Origin of the sequence: Rothia nasimurium, from assembly GCF_049068285.1 — a bacterium.
Lineage (GTDB): Bacteria > Actinomycetota > Actinomycetes > Actinomycetales > Micrococcaceae > Rothia > Rothia nasimurium_I.
The window spans coordinates 42321-58660 of sequence record NZ_JBLKPV010000009.1 but is presented as its reverse complement, the minus strand read 5'-3'; the positions used below and the strand labels follow the sequence as shown (position 1 = coordinate 58660).

Here is a 16340-nt window from a genome sequence, read left to right as displayed (position 1 = left end):
GTGATGTTTGATGATGATTTCATGCCGAGTCCTGCCACCGCGCAGGGCAAAGTATCAAGCCCTGCCCCCGACGAGGAGCCTCCCTTCGACCCCTTCTACGACGCCCCGCCGGTAGACGAATACGCGCCCTTCGACGACTTCATCCCCCCTGCCTACCAGGTCGGCGGGCCGGCACCGGACTATGAGGACGCCCCCGCCCTGGCCCGGGTGGACCCAAGTCAGTTGGTTGCGGGCCTGAATGAGCCCCAGGCTGAGGCCGTACAACACGCCGGCTGCCCCCTACTGATCGTAGCTGGTGCAGGCTCGGGCAAAACCCGGGTCCTGACCCACCGGATCGCCTACCTGCTAGCTACCGGCCGGGCCCACCAGGGGCAAATCCTGGCCATTACCTTCACCAACAAGGCTGCCGCTGAAATGCGGGAGCGCATTACCTCTCTCGTAGGCCCCCGGGCCCAAAGCATGTGGATCTCCACCTTCCACTCCTTCTGCGTGCGGGTTCTGCGCCGGGAGGCCAAGGCCCTCGGACTCAAATCAACCTTCACCATCTATGATTCAGCAGATTCCCAGCGCCTGCTGACCCTCATCATCAAGCAGATGAACCTTGACAGCAAAAAGTTCACCGCCAAGGTAATCGGCAACCGCATCTCCAACCTCAAGAATGAGCTTGTGAGCGCCCAACAGTTCGCGGCTGAAACCAGTCCCAGCGACCCCTGGGAAGGCGTAATCTCAAAGGTCTACACGGCCTACACCGAGCGGCTTCGGGCCACCCACTCCCTCGATTTTGATGACCTCATCTTCGAAACCGTCAATCTCCTGAAAAACCACCCCCAGGTGGCAGACTACTACCGCCGCCGCTTCCGCCATATTCTGGTCGACGAATACCAGGACACCAACCACGCCCAATACCAGCTGGTACGCGCCCTGGTGGGGGGAGCTACGTCCGCACCAGAAGGCCACCAGGCAAACCCCTACCCGGACGCCTACCCGCCAGCCGAGCTGACGGTAGTGGGCGACTCGGACCAGTCCATTTACGCCTTCCGCGGGGCTGACATCCGCAACATCACCGACTTCGAAGAAGACTACCCCAACGCCCGCACGATCCTGCTGGAGCAGAACTACCGCTCAACCCAGAACATCCTCTCAGCAGCCAACGCCGTGATCGAGCGAAACCCCGGCCGCCGCCCCAAGAAGCTCTGGACCGCCAGCGGCGACGGGGCGAAAATCACCGGTTATGTCGCTGAATCTGAGCACGCCGAAGCCCGCTACATCGCCCAAGAAATCGACCGGCTACGCGATAACCACGGCACGGCCCCCGGCGACGTTGCCATCTTCTACCGCACGAACGCCCAGTCCCGCACCCTTGAAGAGATGCTCATGCGCGTGGGCCTGCCCTACCGCGTCGTCGGCGGCACCCGCTTCTATGAGCGTAAAGAAATCAAGGACGCCCTGGCCTACCTACGGGTGCTCTCCAACCCGGATGACGACATCAACCTGCGCCGAATCCTCAACGAACCCAAACGCGGTATCGGGGCCAAGAGCGAATCGGTGGTTGCCGACTTCGCCAGGGCCACCAACATCTCCTTTATGGCGGCCCTCCGCGCCGGAGCTGACGTGCCCGGACTCGGCTCAGCTGCCGTCAAGAAACTTGCCGACTTTGCCCAGATGATCGACGACCTAGCCCAAATCGCGGCTACCGAACCGGCAGCTACCTGCCTGGAGGCCGTCCTTGAACAAACCGGCTACCTAGCTGCTTTGCGCGAGTCCAAGGACATCCAGGACGAATCCCGCGTCGAGAACCTCTCAGAGCTGGTGGACGCCGTCCGTGAGTTCGAAACCGATAACCCCGGCGCCACCCTCGAAGACTTCCTGGAACACGTCGCCCTGGTGGCCGATGCTGACCAAATCCCCAACAAGCCCAAGGCTGACCAGGAGGGCGGGCCGTCCGCTGCCCAAATCGCTGCCGAAGTGGCTGAGGCCCGCTCCCAGGGGGTGGTCACCCTCATGACCCTGCACACCGCAAAGGGCCTGGAGTTCCCGGTGGTCTTCCTCACCGGTATGGAGCACGGCCTCTTCCCCCACCAGCGGGCCCTCACCGACAGCTCTGAAATGAGCGAGGAACGCCGCCTGGCTTACGTTGGGCTCACCCGCGCTATGGAGCGGCTCTACCTGACCCGGGCTGAGAACCGCTCCATGTGGGGCCAGAGCCAGTTCAATCCGCCCTCCCCCTTCCTGGAGGAGATTCCCGAAGAACTCATTGAATGGAAGCGCACCGGCTCCTCCGCGGGCGGTTACGGGGGCTACGGGGCGGGCAGCTATGGTTCAGGCGGGTACGGACGCGGCCGGGGCGGCTCAGGCTCCTACAGCAGCTACGGCTCTGGCTCCTACGGGTCCTCCACCTATTCCTCCCGCTTCGATGAACCAGCCTCAGCCCAGCGGTCCTCTAGCCCCTCAACCAGTGACGTCAACGGTTCACCTACCTACGGGCTGGCGGCCGCTGCCCGTACCGTCAACCGGGTCCAGCCCAACAAGGAAATCCCGGCTTTGGCAGTCGGCGATACCGTAGAGCACAAGACCTTCGGGGACGGCCGCGTCCTTGCCGTTGAAGGGGCAGGCGACAAAACCGTGGTGAAGGTTCGCTTCGCCAAGGAAGAAAAGCGGTTGCTTCTGCGCTACGCCCCGCTGACCAAGAAGGGCTAGAAGAAACAGCAGGTCAAGCTGGAAGCCCCCAATCGCTTCACCGCACACCAGAACCCGCTAGTATAAATACCGATCGGTTGTGTGAAACAATTCACCGACCGGTCGGTTTCTTCTGTTGTTAGATAATGCACCCTAGGATTCATGATGGATCACGAGACCCCTGTGCCCTCAGTTGCTGAAGAATTCGCTGAGGCTATGGATGAGGTAACCGATACCACCGTCCAACTCCAGGAAATTTCTGACCTTTCCCTCTTCCGCCTTGAAATTGACCCGACGAGCGAGGCAGCCCGTCGCCTGGAAAAGGTTATGGGGGCAAAGCTCCCCTCAACCCGGGGCGAGGTCACCGGTGACGCCACCGCCGCCCACCTACTCTACGGGACCCGCCAGGTGGTTGCCTGCCTCTACGTTGAAGAAGGGGTCTACCTCGTGGTTACCAGGGTGGACGCGGTCAAGCTCGGCCGGGCCCTCACCGCTGCCTTGGGCCAGGACGAAGGGCTCGTTTTGGACGTATCCGTCAACCGAACCGTCCTCAACCTCAGCGGTAAGGCTGCCGCGCAGGTGATCGACGAGGTTGTTCATTTTGACTTCCCGCCGGACTTTTTCAATCCCGGCAAGGCCCTGTCCTGTACCGTTGCTGAAGCCCGCATTATGCTCTGGCGCATTGATGACCTCGAATATCTGATGGTGCCCCGGGCTTCTGATACAGCCCCCTTCTTGGTCAATATCCTCGATGCCTGCGAGAGGGTCAAATAAAGCAGGTAGCTCCAGCTAAGATGTAACACTTTCTCTAAGTTTCACCCAGCGCACAACCGGTTAACCTCATTCAAGCCAAGTGCGCTAAAGTGACACCTAGGAAGTTTTGTGCGCTCTGTCTCTTTTTGGGAGACAGATGGTGCAAACCTTCATACCTGTAATCGCTGGGGCGTAACCTGCGGCCCGGCATGACTTCGACGAAGAAGGACACTCCTGTGGACCTGTTTGAATACCAGGCACGCGATCTCTTCGAGAAGCACGGCGTTCCCGTGCTTCAGGGCATCGTAGCTACCACCCCCGAAGAAGCAAAGGCAGCAGCTGAAAAGATTGGCGGCGTTACCGTCGTCAAGGCCCAGGTTAAGGTAGGCGGCCGCGGTAAGGCCGGCGGCGTCAAGGTCGCTAAGACCGCAGATGAAGCCTACGAGTACGCCCAGCAGATTCTGGGTATGGACATCAAGGGCCACACCGTACACCGCGTGATGATTGCCCAGGGCGCAGACATCGCTGAAGAATACTACTTCTCCATGTTGCTTGACCGCGCTAACCGCTCCTACCTGGCCATGTGCTCCGTTGAGGGGGGCATGGACATCGAGACCCTGGCTGCTGAGCGCCCCGAGGCCCTGGCCAAGGTTGAGGTCAACCCCATGGACGGTATCACCGCCGAGAAGGCCGCTGAGATTGTTGAGGCTGCTGGCTTCGCCGAGGACGTGCGCGAGGACGTCGCCGCTGTGCTGGTCAAGCTGGGCGAGGTCTACAAGAAGGAAGACGCCACCCTGGTTGAGGTCAACCCGCTGGTGAAGACCGGCGACGGTAAGATCCTGGCCCTGGACGGCAAGGTCTCCCTGGACGATAACGCCGAGTTCCGTCAGCCCGAGCACGAGGCCCTGGTTGATAAGTCAGCCGAGAACCCCCTGGAAGCTAAGGCTAAGGAAAACGACCTCAACTACGTCAAGCTGGACGGCGAGGTCGGCATCATCGGTAACGGCGCCGGTCTGGTCATGTCGACCCTGGACGTCGTTGCCTACGCCGGTGAAAACCACGGCAATGTCAAGCCTGCTAACTTCCTCGACATCGGCGGCGGTGCCTCTGCTGAGGTCATGGCAGCTGGCCTGGACATCATTCTGAACGATGAGCAGGTCAAGTCTGTTTTCGTCAACGTCTTCGGTGGTATCACCTCCTGCGACGCCGTTGCTAACGGTATCGTCAAGGCCCTGGAAATCCTGGGTGACAAGGCAACCAAGCCCCTGGTCGTCCGCCTGGACGGCAACAATGTTGAAGAAGGCCGCCGTATTCTCACCGAAGCCAACCACCCCCTGGTCCACCAGGCCGAAACCATGGACTCCGGTGCCGACAAGGCCGCCGAGCTGGCCCACACCGCCTAAATCACCGCTGATTATTACTAGAAGGTTTTTACAATGTCTATCTTTTTGAACAAGGACTCCAAGGTCATCGTTCAGGGCATCACCGGCGGTGAAGGCACCAAGCACACCGCCCGTATGCTCGCAGCCGGCACCCAGATCGTCGGCGGCGTCAACGCCCGCAAGGCTGGCACCACCGTCTCCCACAAGGACGCCTCCGGTAACGACGTTGAGCTGAACGTCTACGGCTCCGTCGCCGAAGCCGTCAAGGAAACCGGCGCTGACGTCTCCATCGTCTTCGTTCCCCCGGCCTTCACCAAGGACGCCGTCATCGAAGCGATCGACGCTGAAGTTCCCCTGGTCGTCGTTATTACCGAGGGCGTGCCCGTCGGTGATACCGCCGAGTTCTGGGCCTACGCCAAGAGCAAGGTGGACGCCAACGGCAAGCAGATTACCCGCATCATCGGCCCCAACTGCCCCGGCATCATCACCCCCGGCGAGTCCCTGGTCGGTATTACCCCCGCAAACATCACCGGTAAGGGCAAGATCGGTCTGGTGTCCAAGTCAGGTACCCTGACCTACCAGATGATGTTCGAGCTGCGCGACATCGGCTTCACCACCGCTATCGGTATCGGCGGTGACCCCATCATCGGCACCACCCACATCGACGCCCTGGAAGCCTTCGAAGCTGACCCCGAAACCGAAGCCATCGTCATGATCGGTGAAATCGGTGGCGACGCTGAAGAGCGGGCTGCTGAGTTCATCAAGGCCAACGTCACCAAGCCCGTCGTCGGCTACGTTGCAGGCTTCACCGCCCCCGAGGGTAAGACCATGGGCCACGCAGGTGCGATTGTTTCCGGTTCTTCCGGCACCGCCCAGGCCAAGAAGGAAGCCCTGGAGGCTGCTGGCGTCAAGGTCGGCAAGACTCCGTCAGAGGCTGCCCAGCTCATGCGCGAAATCTTCGCTAACAAGTAAGCAGCTATAAAATCAGCCCACCACAGGATGTGTGGTGGGCTGATTTTTTAACTTCTTGCTGGCTTACAGGGCTGGCAAGCAATTCATGCCAGACCCAGCCAGTCGGTTTCAGGGTGTCCTTACGCGCCACCGTTTGGGCAGCGTCCTTTCGCACCCCCCCGTTTGGGCGTCTAGAGCACCGCTGTATTGAAGAGCAGGCCGAGCAGGTAGGTGGCCAGGGCAGCCCCGTAGCCGATTGCTAGCTGGCGCAGGCCGCGTTTGAAGGGGGAGGCCCCGGAGAGGAGGCCAACTACGCCACCGGTAAAGAGCAGGGCCACTCCGACGAGGGCCATTGCGATTAGCATGGCCCAGTTGCCGCTCAGCCCGAAGAGGTAGGGCAGAATCGGAATCAAAGCGCCGGAGGCAAAGAAGGCGAAGGAGGAGGCTGCGGCCCCGACGTCGCTACCGAGGGCCCCGTGTTCTTGGGCGGCTTCTTCGCCTTCCATCTCGTCCCGGTAGGAGAGGGAGGGGTCGCAGTCGCAGGTGAAGTAGCCGAAGCGTTCCATGGCGCGGTGGCGGGCGGCTTCTTCGCTCATACCGCGGGCCTTGTAGATGAGTTCGAGTTCGTTCTGGTTGATGTCGAGGTCGTGGGCGACGTCCAGGGTGACTTGGGTGGGGCGGGAAGCGTCCAGAAGTTCCCGTTGGGACCGGACGGAGACGAATTCTCCGGCGGCCATAGAGAGGGCGCCAGCGAGTAGGCCTGCGATACCTGAGAGCAGGATCATGGAGGGGCTAGCACCTGACGCCCCGATACCCATGATGAGGGCGGCGTTGGAGACCAGGCCGTCGTTAGCGCCGAAGACGGCGGCGCGGAAGTTTCCTGAGAGTTTTTCGCGGCCCTGGGTTGAGAGGGCACGGATGATTTCTTCGTGGATTGCTTCATCTGCTGCCATGGCTTCGGTGGCGTCGGGGTCAAGCGCGTAGGGGGAGCGGCCCTCGGCGCGTTGGGCTAGGGCTAGGACGAAGACGGATCCGAAGTTTTTGGCGAGGAGTTGGAGGAACCTGGCTGAGACGGAGGGCCTGGGTTCGGGGTAGGCGTGCTCGCCCAGGAGGGTGCGCCAGTGGTTTTGGTGGCGGAGCTCTGCGGCGGCTACTTCTCGGAGGATTTCTGCTTCTTTGCCCTCGGTGCGTTCTGCCAGGGCCGCGTAGATGCGGGCTTCTGAGATTTCTTCGGCCAGGTAGCGGCGCCAGCGGCGGATTTGGGCCCGGGTGGGCTGCTGGCTGTTTGTCTGTGAGGACGGGGGCGTGGGGGCTTCTGAGGTCATGGAGAGGTTATCTTCTGGTCAGGAGCCGAAGCGGGGGCTGGTTGGGCGTACACTTCGGCTTAAGAATGGCTGTGCGTTCTTAGCCGAAGGTCTCGTTCGCCGCTTGCCCTGCCCGTAGTGGGGCGGGGTGGCGGTGGTTTACCGGGCGCTTCAGTTGGTGCTGGGCGGGCCAGTATGTCGATAAACCGCTTGGGTGCCGGGGCACCGGTGGGAACTACTCCCCTTCGCTGGGCTCTACTTTACCGACACGGTGTCGTTCTAAGCAAAAAAATATTTGGAGCGCTATTTAGGGAAGGCTTGTGTTTGCTATTGCTTGTGTGGGGCCGGGCGCGATGTATTCTGCCTGGTCAGGGCCGGTCAGGTTAGGCTCACATAAGGGGGAGTGTAGGTATATGTGCTAGTCATACTAGGTTTTCCTTATTATGATTTATTCACAATAAGGCTTGAAAGTGGGCCGGAGAGCCCCTAGGCTAGAGGTAAGGAAACCACCAGAACCCACATACTGGTGAGCACCCCTCGAAAGGAAGAACTCCCCATGAGCAAGTACGCTTCATTCACCGTCCCCGGCCTCACCGAAGAATCTGGCCACCACGTCGCCGACGTCTTGCAGATGCGCCTGCACGCCCTGAACGACCTGCACCTGGTCCTCAAGCACGCCCACTGGAACGTCGTCGGCCCCAACTTCATTGCCGTCCACGAAATGCTCGACCCCCAGGTTGACCTGGTACGCGGCTTCGTCGACGCTCTTGCCGAGCGCATGGCCACCATGGGTGTTGCCCCCAATGGCCTCTCCGGCGACCTGGTCGAAAAGCGCACCTGGTCTGAGTACTCCGTAGACCGTGCCGATGCCATGACCCACATCCGCGCCCTCAACGACGTCTACAAGGTTGTTGTTGAAGACCACCGCGCAGCTATCGCTAAGGTGGGCGACATTGACCCCATTACCGAGGACCTGCTCATCGGCCAGACCGCCGAGCTGGAACTTTTCCAGTGGTTCCTGCGCGGTCACCTTGAGGACGGCCAGGGCAACCTGAACTAGGTTCTTCCCGGTCTGAACCACACCGAACCACATGCACGGCGGCCCCTTCCTGAATGGAAGGGGCCGCCGTTCTATGCCCTGGCGCCTAGTTTTCGATGAGGGCGCGAATCTTTGCCAGGGTGAGTTCCGTGTGGGCATAGCGGGCATGGCCCAGATGGGCAGGTACCTCCGTCAGCCCGGGAACTACCACAACCTTCATGCCCGCTGCCATGGCGCTTTGGGCTCCTGAAGCTGAATCTTCTACCGCCACACAATTCTTGGGGTTGACCCCCAGGTTGCGGGCGGCTGTCAGATAGGGTTCAGGGTCTGGCTTAGCGTGGGTAACCTGCTCGTCGGTCACCAGAGTCTTGAAGAGTCCCTCCGGCGCCAGCTTAGCGGTGTTGGCAGCTACCTCGGTTGTTGCATTAGTGACAATTCCTGCGGGGATGCCCGCCTCGGCTACCTGAAGCAGGAGCGCCTCAATGCCCGGCAGGAGTTCCACCCGGGCCTTCTTCAGGAGGGCCGACATTTTGGCCTTAAGCCGCTCATAGAGTTCGTCGGCAGGGGCATCGGCGCCAAGCTCCTGCATACGGGCAAAGGTGACCGCAGCGGGCTTGCCTAGGGCCATGAGCGTATCTTGTTCAGTCCATGTGGCCCCAAATTCGGCGGTCAAGGCGGTTTTGGCTTCTGCCCACAGGGGCTCGGTATCTACGAGGGTTCCGTCATGGTCGAAGAAAATTGCTTCAAGTTTGCTCATAGACACCACCCTACCCCTCCGGGGCGGTCTTTGCCTGGTTACGATAGGTGGGTGAAGCAACAGTACCCCTCATCAGCCCCTGAATCTCCGACTACCCACCCGCGCCTACGTCGGCGGGGCGGGATCGTCCTGCGTCTGCTTACCTACCTGCTGGTGCCCATGGCCTGCGCGTCGGCTGCCTGGATTACGGCAGGGCGGGCTCTCTTGGGCGCTGGAGGAGAGCTGGTGCCTATTTACGCAATCTCGTTCGGACCCGCCTTGCTGGGGATTCTGCTGGTGGCGGCCCTCTTCTCCTACCGGGAAATGAAATTACAAGAAGCAGGCAGGCAGGCCGGGCTGCCGTCGGTAACGGCCCTGGTGGCGGCCTCAACCTGGATTCTGGCTGGCTTCTTTGGCCTGGTAGCCCCCGACCGCCTGGACGGACGCAATATCTCAGCCGCCGCTGCCCTCCTGGGCCCGGACGTCATCGGCCTATCGGCAGCCTTCGGGAACACCAGTGGAATCCTGACCTTTTCGTTCGCCATAGCCACCCTCCTGCTGGCTATCAGCGACTACCGCCGGGCCCGTGCCCTCACCCAGGGGCTCGACGACACCACCCGCGAACAGCTCGAACGCGAAGAGTCGATGTACGACTTCCTGGATTAGAGGGAAAGCCAGCTAGAACCGATAATATGCCGGATAATCTTGGGATAATTTGCTGGATAATAAGCCGCCAAAATGCTGGATAGAATATATCCAAAGTGACGGATAGCTGCTGTGTTGGAAGGAGATTCGTTGATGGCTAGGGAATATATTGAGCGTCTGGTTGACCAGCAACTCGCTGAGGCTCTTGACCGCAGCGGTGCTGTGCTTCTAGAAGGCCCCAAGGGCTGTGGAAAGAGCGAAACAGCGCGTCAAGTTGCGCAGTCCTTTGTGCAGGTAGATACTGATCCGCAGATAGGTTTACAGCTTGAATTGGCACCTCATCTAGCTCTTGACGGGGAAGTTCCACGAGTCTTTGACGAGTGGCAGGTTTACCCTTCCCTATGGAATCTGGTGCGCCATGAAGTTGATCGTAGGGGGCAAGCAGGGCAGTTTATCCTCACAGGATCCACCGCGCCAGGTGAGAATGAGGCTCGACACTCTGGGGCGGGACGCTTTGCTCGCCTACGCATGCAAACCTTTAGCTTTGTTGAATCTGGCCACTCAGATGGCACCTTTTCTCTGAAAGGATTTATGCGGGGGGAGGCACAAGCTCCGTATCTGCAGAGCAACCTTTCGGTGGAAGAAATTATTGAAAGAATCTGTAGGGGAGGATGGCCAGCGAACCTAGAGTTGCCACTAGCTGCTGCAATGCTCAACAATCGAGATTACTTGCAAACGGTAGTGCATGTGGACCTGGGGGTAGCTGATGGGGTGCGGCGTGACCCTGCACGAGCTATGAGGGTCCTTAATTCTCTTGCTCGCGGAGTAGGGACAGAAATGGCTATTACTGAAATAGCAACTGATGCTGGTATCAATAGGGAGACAGTCGGGGAGTATCTGGCTAGCTTGACACGCATTTTTATTTCGTGCGATCAACCGGCGTGGTCGTCGCATGTTAGATCCCGGGCGTCTCTGCGTAAGGCTCCCAAGCGTCATTTGGCTGATCCGGCCTTAGCGGTGGCTGCCTTGCACATTCAGCCACAAATCCTGTTGAGAAATCTTCCGTATGCAGGGCAGCTCTTTGAGTCTCAGGTAGTTCATGACCTGCAGGCTCTTTCTGGTGGGCCTGTCTATCATGGCAGGGATAAGGATGGTCTTGAAGTAGACGCAATTCTTACCCATGAGGGGCGAACCTGCCTAACTGAGATTAAATTGGGCAGTTCCCAGGAAACAGTAGATTCAGCGGTGCATTCTCTCAAGAAATTCGCTAGCCGGTTTGACTTTGGGGATCCCCCTGCTCTGCTGGTTGTTACGGGCGGTCCAGTAAGTTACCAGAGGCCGGACGGCGTGTATGTGGTTTCCGTGGGGAACCTTGGCGCTTAGAGCTCCACAGCCTGGAGCCAGCCGGTGAGGACGGCGGACGCGGCGGCGGTCAGCTTCTCCGCGTAGAGGGAGGCCTCACGGCGGATCACAGCGACGTCTTGCTCGGCGGCAATAATGTAGTCAGCGTAGGCGATCAGCCACTGTTCAATATGGCGGGGGTTGACTTCAAGGTGGAACTGCAGGCCCAGGGCAAAGGGGTGGCCGGCGTCGTCGGTAAGGGTGAAAGCCTGGTTCTCGCACTGCTGGGTGCGGGCCAAAGAGGCGCTCCCCTCGGGCAGGGTGAAGGCATCGCCGTGCCAGTGCAGCACCGGGGTTTGGGCAAGAGGGGCTAGGACGGAATCCAGGCCCGCCTCGGTCAGCTCAACGGGGGAGTAGCCCAGTTCAATAGCTCCGGTGGGTTCAACCTTGGCCCCGGCGGCAACAGCGATCTGCTGGGCGCCCAGGCAGATACCAAGCACCGGTTTTTTGCTCTCAAAGCGGGCCTTGATCAGCTCTACTTCTTCAAAGAGGAAGGGGTAGTCGTGGGTGTCGTTCACGCTGATAGGAGCCCCAAGGATCACCAGTAGGTCAGCTTCCCGGACCTCTTTGGCGTTCAGAATGTCAATGCCAGCGTCCCGGTATTCAACAGTGAAGCCGCGTTCGGTGAGCAGGTCTTCAAAAATGCCCAGATCTTCAAAGGCGACGTGGCGGATAGCGTAGGCGGTGCGGGACATTGTTCTCCTTGAGGTGAGTGACTGCACTCAGTTTACTGATGAGTGAGGGGTTTTGCGAGTGTGTTTGGAAAAGCCCGCCATGCCCGCCGCGGACGGGGGTGGGTGGCTTAAAGAAAAACCTTAAAGTTGGTGGCGCATTTAAGTTGAGTGAGGTAGACTCAAGTTAAAGCTGAGTGGAGTACACTCAAGTATTAAAGAAAACCTACTCGCAGAAAGAAAAACCATGAACCCTCAACTCACCACCAAGAGCCAAGAAGCCCTCTCGGCTGCCAACATGAACGCCCAAACCGCAGGCAACCCCACCCTCGACACTCCCCACCTGCTCAAGGCCCTCATGGACCAGCGGCAGGGAGTGGCTGTAGCCGTCCTCAAAGCCGCCGGGCTCGACGTCGATGCCATCTCACTGGCAGCCTCCACCGAGATTTCAAAACTGCCCAAGGTGCAGGGAGCCTCCGCTGCCCAAGCCCAGCCGAGCCGGGCCGTCCTGACCGCCATTCAAACAGCCCAAGCCAAGGCCACCCAGTTCGGAGATACCTTCATCTCCACTGAAATCCTGCTGCTGGCGCTCGCCGCCGGTGACGACGCCACTGCCCGCGCCCTACAGAAAGCCGGGGCCACCGAAAAGACCATCGAAGAAACCATCCCCACCGTGAGAGGAGACCGCACCGTGACCACCCCCGACCCCGAAGGCACCTTCGGCGCCCTAGAACAGTACGGCACCGACCTGACCGCCGTTGCCCGCGAAGGCAAACTCGACCCCGTCATTGGGCGCGATAGCGAAATCCGCCGCGTGATCCAGGTGCTCTCCCGCCGCACCAAGAACAATCCCGTGCTCATCGGTGAACCCGGCGTCGGTAAGACCGCCGTGGTCGAAGGCCTGGCCCAGCGTATGGTCTCGGGTGACGTGCCCGAATCCCTGCGCGGTAAGACCCTGATTTCCCTGGACCTGGGGGCTATGGTTGCCGGTGCCAAGTACCGCGGCGAGTTCGAAGAGCGCCTCAAGGCTGTGCTGGAAGACATCAAGAAGTCCGAAGGGCAGATTGTCACCTTCATTGACGAGATTCACACGGTTGTGGGGGCCGGTGCCTCTGAGGGGTCCATGGACGCCGGTAACATGCTCAAGCCCATGCTGGCCCGCGGTGAGCTGCGCCTAATCGGTGCAACCACCCTCGATGAATACCGCGAAAACATCGAAAAGGACGCCGCCCTCGAGCGCCGCTTCCAGCAGGTCTATGTGGGTGAGCCCAGTGTGGAAGACACTATCGGTATTCTGCGCGGTCTGAAAGAGCGCTACGAGGCCCACCACAAGGTTGCTATCGCTGACTCCGCCCTGGTGGCTGCCGCCAATCTCTCCAACCGCTACATCCCCTCGCGCCAGCTGCCCGATAAGGCTATCGACCTCATCGACGAGGCTGCCTCCCGCCTTCGCATGGAAATCGACTCCGCCCCCGAAGAGATCGACGCCCTACGCCGCGCCGTTGACCGTCTAACCATGGAAGAGCTGGCCCTGGCCAACGAAACCGACCCCGCCTCCGTCGAGCGCCTAGAAGCCCTGCGGGCAGATATGGCTGACAAGAAGGAAGAGCTGGACGCCCTCAATGCCCGCTGGGAAGCCGAAAAGGCCGGCCTCAACCGCGTCGGCGACCTCAAAACCCAGATTGACGAGCTGCGCTCCAAGGCAGAAGTCGCCCAGCGCGAAGGCAACCTGGCCGAGGCCTCCCGCGTGCTCTACGGTGAGATTCCCGCCCTTGAAGCTGAACTGGCCGCAGCCCAGCAGGCTGAGAACACCGCGTCCGAAGAGTCCATGGTCTCTGAAGAAGTGACCGCCGACGATATCGCCGAGGTCATCTCTTCCTGGACGGGTATTCCCGCCGGCCGTATGCTCCAGGGTGAATCCGAGAAGCTCCTGCACATGGAAGATGAGCTGGGCAAGCGCCTAATCGGTCAGCGCCAGGCAGTCACCGCCGTGGCCGATGCCGTGCGTCGCTCCCGCGCCGGAATCTCAGACCCCGACCGTCCTATCGGCTCCTTCCTCTTCCTGGGCCCAACCGGCGTCGGTAAAACCGAGCTGGCCAAGGCCCTGGCCGAGTTCCAGTTCGACGACGAACGCGCCCTGGTGCGTATCGACATGAGCGAATACGCCGAAAAGCACGCCGTTGCCCGCCTGGTCGGTGCCCCTCCCGGCTACGTTGGCTACGAAGAGGGCGGCCAGCTCACCGAAGCTGTGCGCCGCCGCCCCTACTCGGTCGTGCTACTCGATGAGGTCGAAAAGGCCCACCCCGAGGTCTTCGACATCCTGCTTCAGGTTCTCGACGACGGCCGTCTAACCGACGGTCAGGGCCGCACCGTGGACTTCCGCAACGTCATCCTGATTCTGACCTCTAACCTGGGCTCCCAGTTCCTGATTGACCAGAATCTCGATAACGAAGCTCGCACAAGCGCCGTCATGAACACTGTCAACGCCAGCTTCAAGCCGGAGTTCCTCAACCGCCTGGATGAGGTCATCATGTTTGAGCCCCTCTCAGCCGATGACCTGGCCTCCATTGTGGGTCTACAGATCGCCTCCATGGCCCGCCGCCTGGAAGACCGCCGCCTGACCCTGGACGTCACCGACGCCGCCACCGAGTGGCTGGGACTTGCCGGCTACGACCCGGCCTACGGGGCCCGTCCGCTGCGCCGTCTCGTGCAGCGCGAAATCGGCGACCGCCTGGCCAAGGGAATCCTGGCCGGTGCTATCAAGGACGGCGACACCGTCCGCGTGGACGTCAACCCAGACGTTGCCGTGGACGGGTTGGTTGTCACCGCCGAGTAAAAACGGAGCATGACCCTATTGTTTCTCTCTTGACCCTACGGATTATCTCGGGGTCAAGAGAGAAGCGATAGGGTCTTCAGTTTTTAACTTGGGTGGGGTCTAAAGGAAATCTTTTACCCAGCGGCGGACCTCCGCAAGGGTGGTCGCGTCGACGGCACCAATGCGGGCGGCGAGGCGGCGTCGGGAGATAGTGCGCACCTGCTCGGTCATGGCCCAGGAGTCCTTGCCGAGCCCGCAACCAGGCGGCACAAGAACATGGTTGCTCCAGCCCCGCTCCTGGGATGTCAGGGGCACAGCAATAGCGAGGGTATCGACCAGCCTGTTATAGAAGGGGTTGCTGATGATCAGGACGGGGCGGCGGCCGGACTGCTCCCTGCCGACCGTGGCGTCAGGTTTAGCCCACCACAGTTCACCTTCCTGAACCTCTAGCTCCATGCGTCACTCTGCCATTCTTCGGCTTCTCGGTGATAAGAGGCATCGGGCGGGCTTTTCTTTAAATCCCGGGCGAGCTGTTCAAAGCGCATAGCGCGTTCCTCTTCATCAAGGAGCGCCGTGAGGTGCTCGTTGAGGGTATGACCGTAGGCTTTAGCATGGCTCTTGAGGCGGTCGCGCACTTCCTGGGTTACTCGAATCGTTGTGGCACTCATACATTAAGTATGAGTTATTTAGGGTGAAAGTGTCGAGGGTGGGTGAGCCCTGCACAGGTGGCACTGCATGACCCCCTCACTCCTCTCTTCGCCCCCTAGATTTTCACGGGGGTGAAGAGAGAAGTGAGGGGGTCATCGGCTTTATACACTAGAAGGGTGAACCAGTCCCAGTCCCAGCCCGCATCCGCCCCGCTTGATACCCGCTTTGCCGGGGCGTCCGCGTCCATTACCGCACACGCCGAGATTGCCGCCACCCACGCAGCGGCCCTGCGCTCCATCGACCGGGTCGTTGCCGAAACAGCCCAGCCCACCGACCCGCAGGTGGCGGCGGACGGCGTCCGGAAGCTCTTGGACGACGGGCAGGTTCTGGTGCTCACCGGGGCGGGCATATCCACCGGCTCAGGAATCCCCGACTACCGCGGCCCCGCCGGTTCCTTACGCAACCACCGGCCCATGACCTACCAGGAATTTCGCTTCGATGAGGTCGCCCGCCAGCGCTACTGGGCCCGCTCCTTTGTGGGCTGGCGACAGATGAACCGGGCCCGCCCTAACACCGCCCACTACCTGCTGGCAGACCTGGAAGCCCAGGGGCACCTGGCCGGGCTCATTACCCAAAATGTGGACGGCCTGCACACCGCCGCCGGCTCACAGAAGGTGCTGACCCTGCACGGGGATCTCTCCCGTATCGAGTGCCTAGACTGCGGTGCGGACGAGGGCCGCACCTCCCTGGATGCCCGCATCGAGGCCGCCAACCCCGGCTACCTCGAACGCCTATCCAGCACCACCTTGCAGGTCAACCCCGACGGTGACGCCGAGATCGATACCCGCTTTATTCAAGATTTTCAGATGGTCGACTGCCTGGCCTGTGGCTCCACCAAGCTCAAACCAGCTGTCGTCTATTTTGGGGAACCCGTACCGCCTGCCCGCAAGCAGGCCGTGAAAGAACTGGGAGATCAGGCCCGTTCCCTGCTGGTGCTGGGCTCATCTCTGGCCGTGATGAGCTCCTACAAAATCGCCCTTGACTTCGCCCGCGCGGGCAAGCCGATCGCCGTCGTCAACCAGGGCCCGGGCCGGGCGGACGCCCGTGCCACCTACCTCTGGCGCTCCGACGTCACCGACGCCCTCTTTGCCCTCACCCAGAATCTCCCTGTCCCGCAGTCCAGCTAGCCCCACTCGCCCCTACAGACGCCGCTTCCGGGCCGGGCTATAGGAGGCTAGGAGAGGTGGGGAGAGAGCGCACTAAAGAGCACGCCCATACAAAAGCCCGCCACCGGCGGGCGGTGGCGGGCTAGAAAAAGA

The 16340-nt window shown here is 60.8% G+C and carries 14 protein-coding genes; 9 read left to right on the top strand and 5 right to left on the bottom strand.

Annotation, left to right across the window (positions count from 1 at the left end; translation table 11 throughout):
• The first annotated feature begins 3 nt into the window (after positions 1-3).
• From pcrA to sucD, 4 genes are all read left to right on the top strand, one after another.
• Positions 4-2697 (top strand): DNA helicase PcrA, encoded by a 2694-nt coding sequence (pcrA, locus tag ACMXX3_RS08820; RefSeq protein WP_421084415.1) that lies wholly within the window; start codon positions 4-6, stop codon positions 2695-2697.
• Between the two features lie 141 nt (positions 2698-2838).
• The gene (locus tag ACMXX3_RS08815) at positions 2839-3450 is read left to right on the top strand and encodes a hypothetical protein (RefSeq protein WP_421084354.1); all 612 of its coding nucleotides are present in this window, start codon (positions 2839-2841) and stop codon (positions 3448-3450) included.
• A gap of 215 nt (positions 3451-3665) precedes the next feature.
• Positions 3666-4832, top strand: a complete 1167-nt coding sequence (sucC, locus tag ACMXX3_RS08810; RefSeq protein ID WP_237195058.1) for an ADP-forming succinate--CoA ligase subunit beta — start codon at positions 3666-3668, stop codon at positions 4830-4832.
• A gap of 33 nt (positions 4833-4865) precedes the next feature.
• Positions 4866-5783 carry a succinate--CoA ligase subunit alpha gene (gene sucD, locus ACMXX3_RS08805; RefSeq protein ID WP_421084353.1) on the top strand — a complete coding sequence of 306 codons (918 nt, stop codon included), beginning with the start codon at positions 4866-4868 and terminating at the stop codon, positions 5781-5783.
• A gap of 170 nt (positions 5784-5953) precedes the next feature.
• Here the strand turns inward: sucD and ACMXX3_RS08800 are convergent, their stop codons facing one another.
• Positions 5954-7087: a VIT1/CCC1 transporter family protein gene (locus ACMXX3_RS08800; protein WP_421084352.1), complete on the bottom strand. Its 1134-nt coding sequence runs from the start codon at positions 7085-7087 to the stop codon at positions 5954-5956.
• 535 nt (positions 7088-7622) lie between these two features.
• On the opposite strand from ACMXX3_RS08800, the gene ACMXX3_RS08795 reads away from it, so the two are divergent.
• Positions 7623-8126, top strand: a complete 504-nt coding sequence (locus ACMXX3_RS08795) for a Dps family protein (protein WP_421084351.1) — start codon at positions 7623-7625, stop codon at positions 8124-8126.
• An 85-nt stretch (positions 8127-8211) separates the two neighbouring features.
• Here the strand turns inward: ACMXX3_RS08795 and ACMXX3_RS08790 are convergent, their stop codons facing one another.
• On the bottom strand, positions 8212-8862 hold the full coding sequence (locus ACMXX3_RS08790; protein WP_421084350.1) for an HAD family hydrolase: 651 nt from the start codon (positions 8860-8862) through the stop codon (positions 8212-8214).
• 51 nt (positions 8863-8913) lie between these two features.
• Here ACMXX3_RS08790 and ACMXX3_RS08785 point away from each other — a divergent pair, with 51 nt between their 5' ends.
• Together ACMXX3_RS08785 and ACMXX3_RS08780 are read left to right on the top strand one after the other, a co-directional pair.
• Positions 8914-9507, top strand: coding sequence for a hypothetical protein (locus ACMXX3_RS08785; RefSeq protein WP_421084349.1), 594 nt, complete (start codon positions 8914-8916; stop codon positions 9505-9507).
• Positions 9508-9639: 132 nt separating this feature from the next.
• Complete coding sequence (locus ACMXX3_RS08780; protein ID WP_421084348.1) at positions 9640-10869, top strand: ATP-binding protein; 1230 nt, start codon at positions 9640-9642, stop codon at positions 10867-10869.
• Here the strand turns inward: ACMXX3_RS08780 and ACMXX3_RS08775 are convergent.
• Positions 10866-11582: a glutamine amidotransferase gene (locus ACMXX3_RS08775; protein WP_421084347.1), complete on the bottom strand. Its 717-nt coding sequence runs from the start codon at positions 11580-11582 to the stop codon at positions 10866-10868. The genes ACMXX3_RS08780 and ACMXX3_RS08775 overlap by 4 nt on opposite strands.
• A 223-nt stretch (positions 11583-11805) precedes the next feature.
• On the opposite strand from ACMXX3_RS08775, the gene clpB reads away from it, so the two are divergent.
• Entirely contained in the window at positions 11806-14394 is a 2589-nt protein-coding gene (gene clpB, locus ACMXX3_RS08770) for an ATP-dependent chaperone ClpB (protein ID WP_421084346.1), read from the top strand.
• 99 nt (positions 14395-14493) lie between these two features.
• On the opposite strand, the gene ACMXX3_RS08765 is transcribed toward clpB, so the two are convergent.
• The gene (locus tag ACMXX3_RS08765) at positions 14494-14829 is read right to left on the bottom strand and encodes a type II toxin-antitoxin system PemK/MazF family toxin (RefSeq protein ID WP_421084345.1); all 336 of its coding nucleotides are present in this window, start codon (positions 14827-14829) and stop codon (positions 14494-14496) included.
• Positions 14820-15041, bottom strand: a complete 222-nt coding sequence (locus tag ACMXX3_RS08760) for a hypothetical protein (RefSeq protein WP_421084344.1) — start codon at positions 15039-15041, stop codon at positions 14820-14822. Before ACMXX3_RS08760 ends, ACMXX3_RS08765 begins: the two co-directional genes overlap by 10 nt.
• Positions 15042-15266: 225 nt before the next feature.
• Here ACMXX3_RS08760 and ACMXX3_RS08755 point away from each other — a divergent pair, with 225 nt between their 5' ends.
• Positions 15267-16208 (top strand): Sir2 family NAD-dependent protein deacetylase, encoded by a 942-nt coding sequence (locus ACMXX3_RS08755; RefSeq protein WP_421084414.1) that lies wholly within the window; start codon positions 15267-15269, stop codon positions 16206-16208.
• Positions 16209-16340 lie beyond the last annotated feature (132 nt).

What these genes read in the sequence shown, in the direction of transcription:
- clpB (WP_421084346.1), top strand. Translation starts at nt 11,806, where the DNA reads ATGAACCCTCAACTCACCACCAAGAGCCAAGAAGCCCTCTCGGCTGCC.
- ACMXX3_RS08760 (WP_421084344.1), bottom strand. Translation starts at nt 15,041, where the DNA reads ATGAGTGCCACAACGATTCGAGTAACCCAGGAAGTGCGCGACCGCCTC.
- sucD (WP_421084353.1), top strand. Translation starts at nt 4,866, where the DNA reads ATGTCTATCTTTTTGAACAAGGACTCCAAGGTCATCGTTCAGGGCATC.
- ACMXX3_RS08790 (WP_421084350.1), bottom strand. Translation starts at nt 8,862, where the DNA reads ATGAGCAAACTTGAAGCAATTTTCTTCGACCATGACGGAACCCTCGTA.
- ACMXX3_RS08815 (WP_421084354.1), top strand. Translation starts at nt 2,839, where the DNA reads ATGATGGATCACGAGACCCCTGTGCCCTCAGTTGCTGAAGAATTCGCT.
- ACMXX3_RS08780 (WP_421084348.1), top strand. Translation starts at nt 9,640, where the DNA reads ATGGCTAGGGAATATATTGAGCGTCTGGTTGACCAGCAACTCGCTGAG.
- ACMXX3_RS08775 (WP_421084347.1), bottom strand. Translation starts at nt 11,582, where the DNA reads ATGTCCCGCACCGCCTACGCTATCCGCCACGTCGCCTTTGAAGATCTG.
- ACMXX3_RS08795 (WP_421084351.1), top strand. Translation starts at nt 7,623, where the DNA reads ATGAGCAAGTACGCTTCATTCACCGTCCCCGGCCTCACCGAAGAATCT.
- ACMXX3_RS08765 (WP_421084345.1), bottom strand. Translation starts at nt 14,829, where the DNA reads ATGGAGCTAGAGGTTCAGGAAGGTGAACTGTGGTGGGCTAAACCTGAC.
- pcrA (WP_421084415.1), top strand. Translation starts at nt 4, where the DNA reads ATGTTTGATGATGATTTCATGCCGAGTCCTGCCACCGCGCAGGGCAAA.
- ACMXX3_RS08800 (WP_421084352.1), bottom strand. Translation starts at nt 7,087, where the DNA reads ATGACCTCAGAAGCCCCCACGCCCCCGTCCTCACAGACAAACAGCCAG.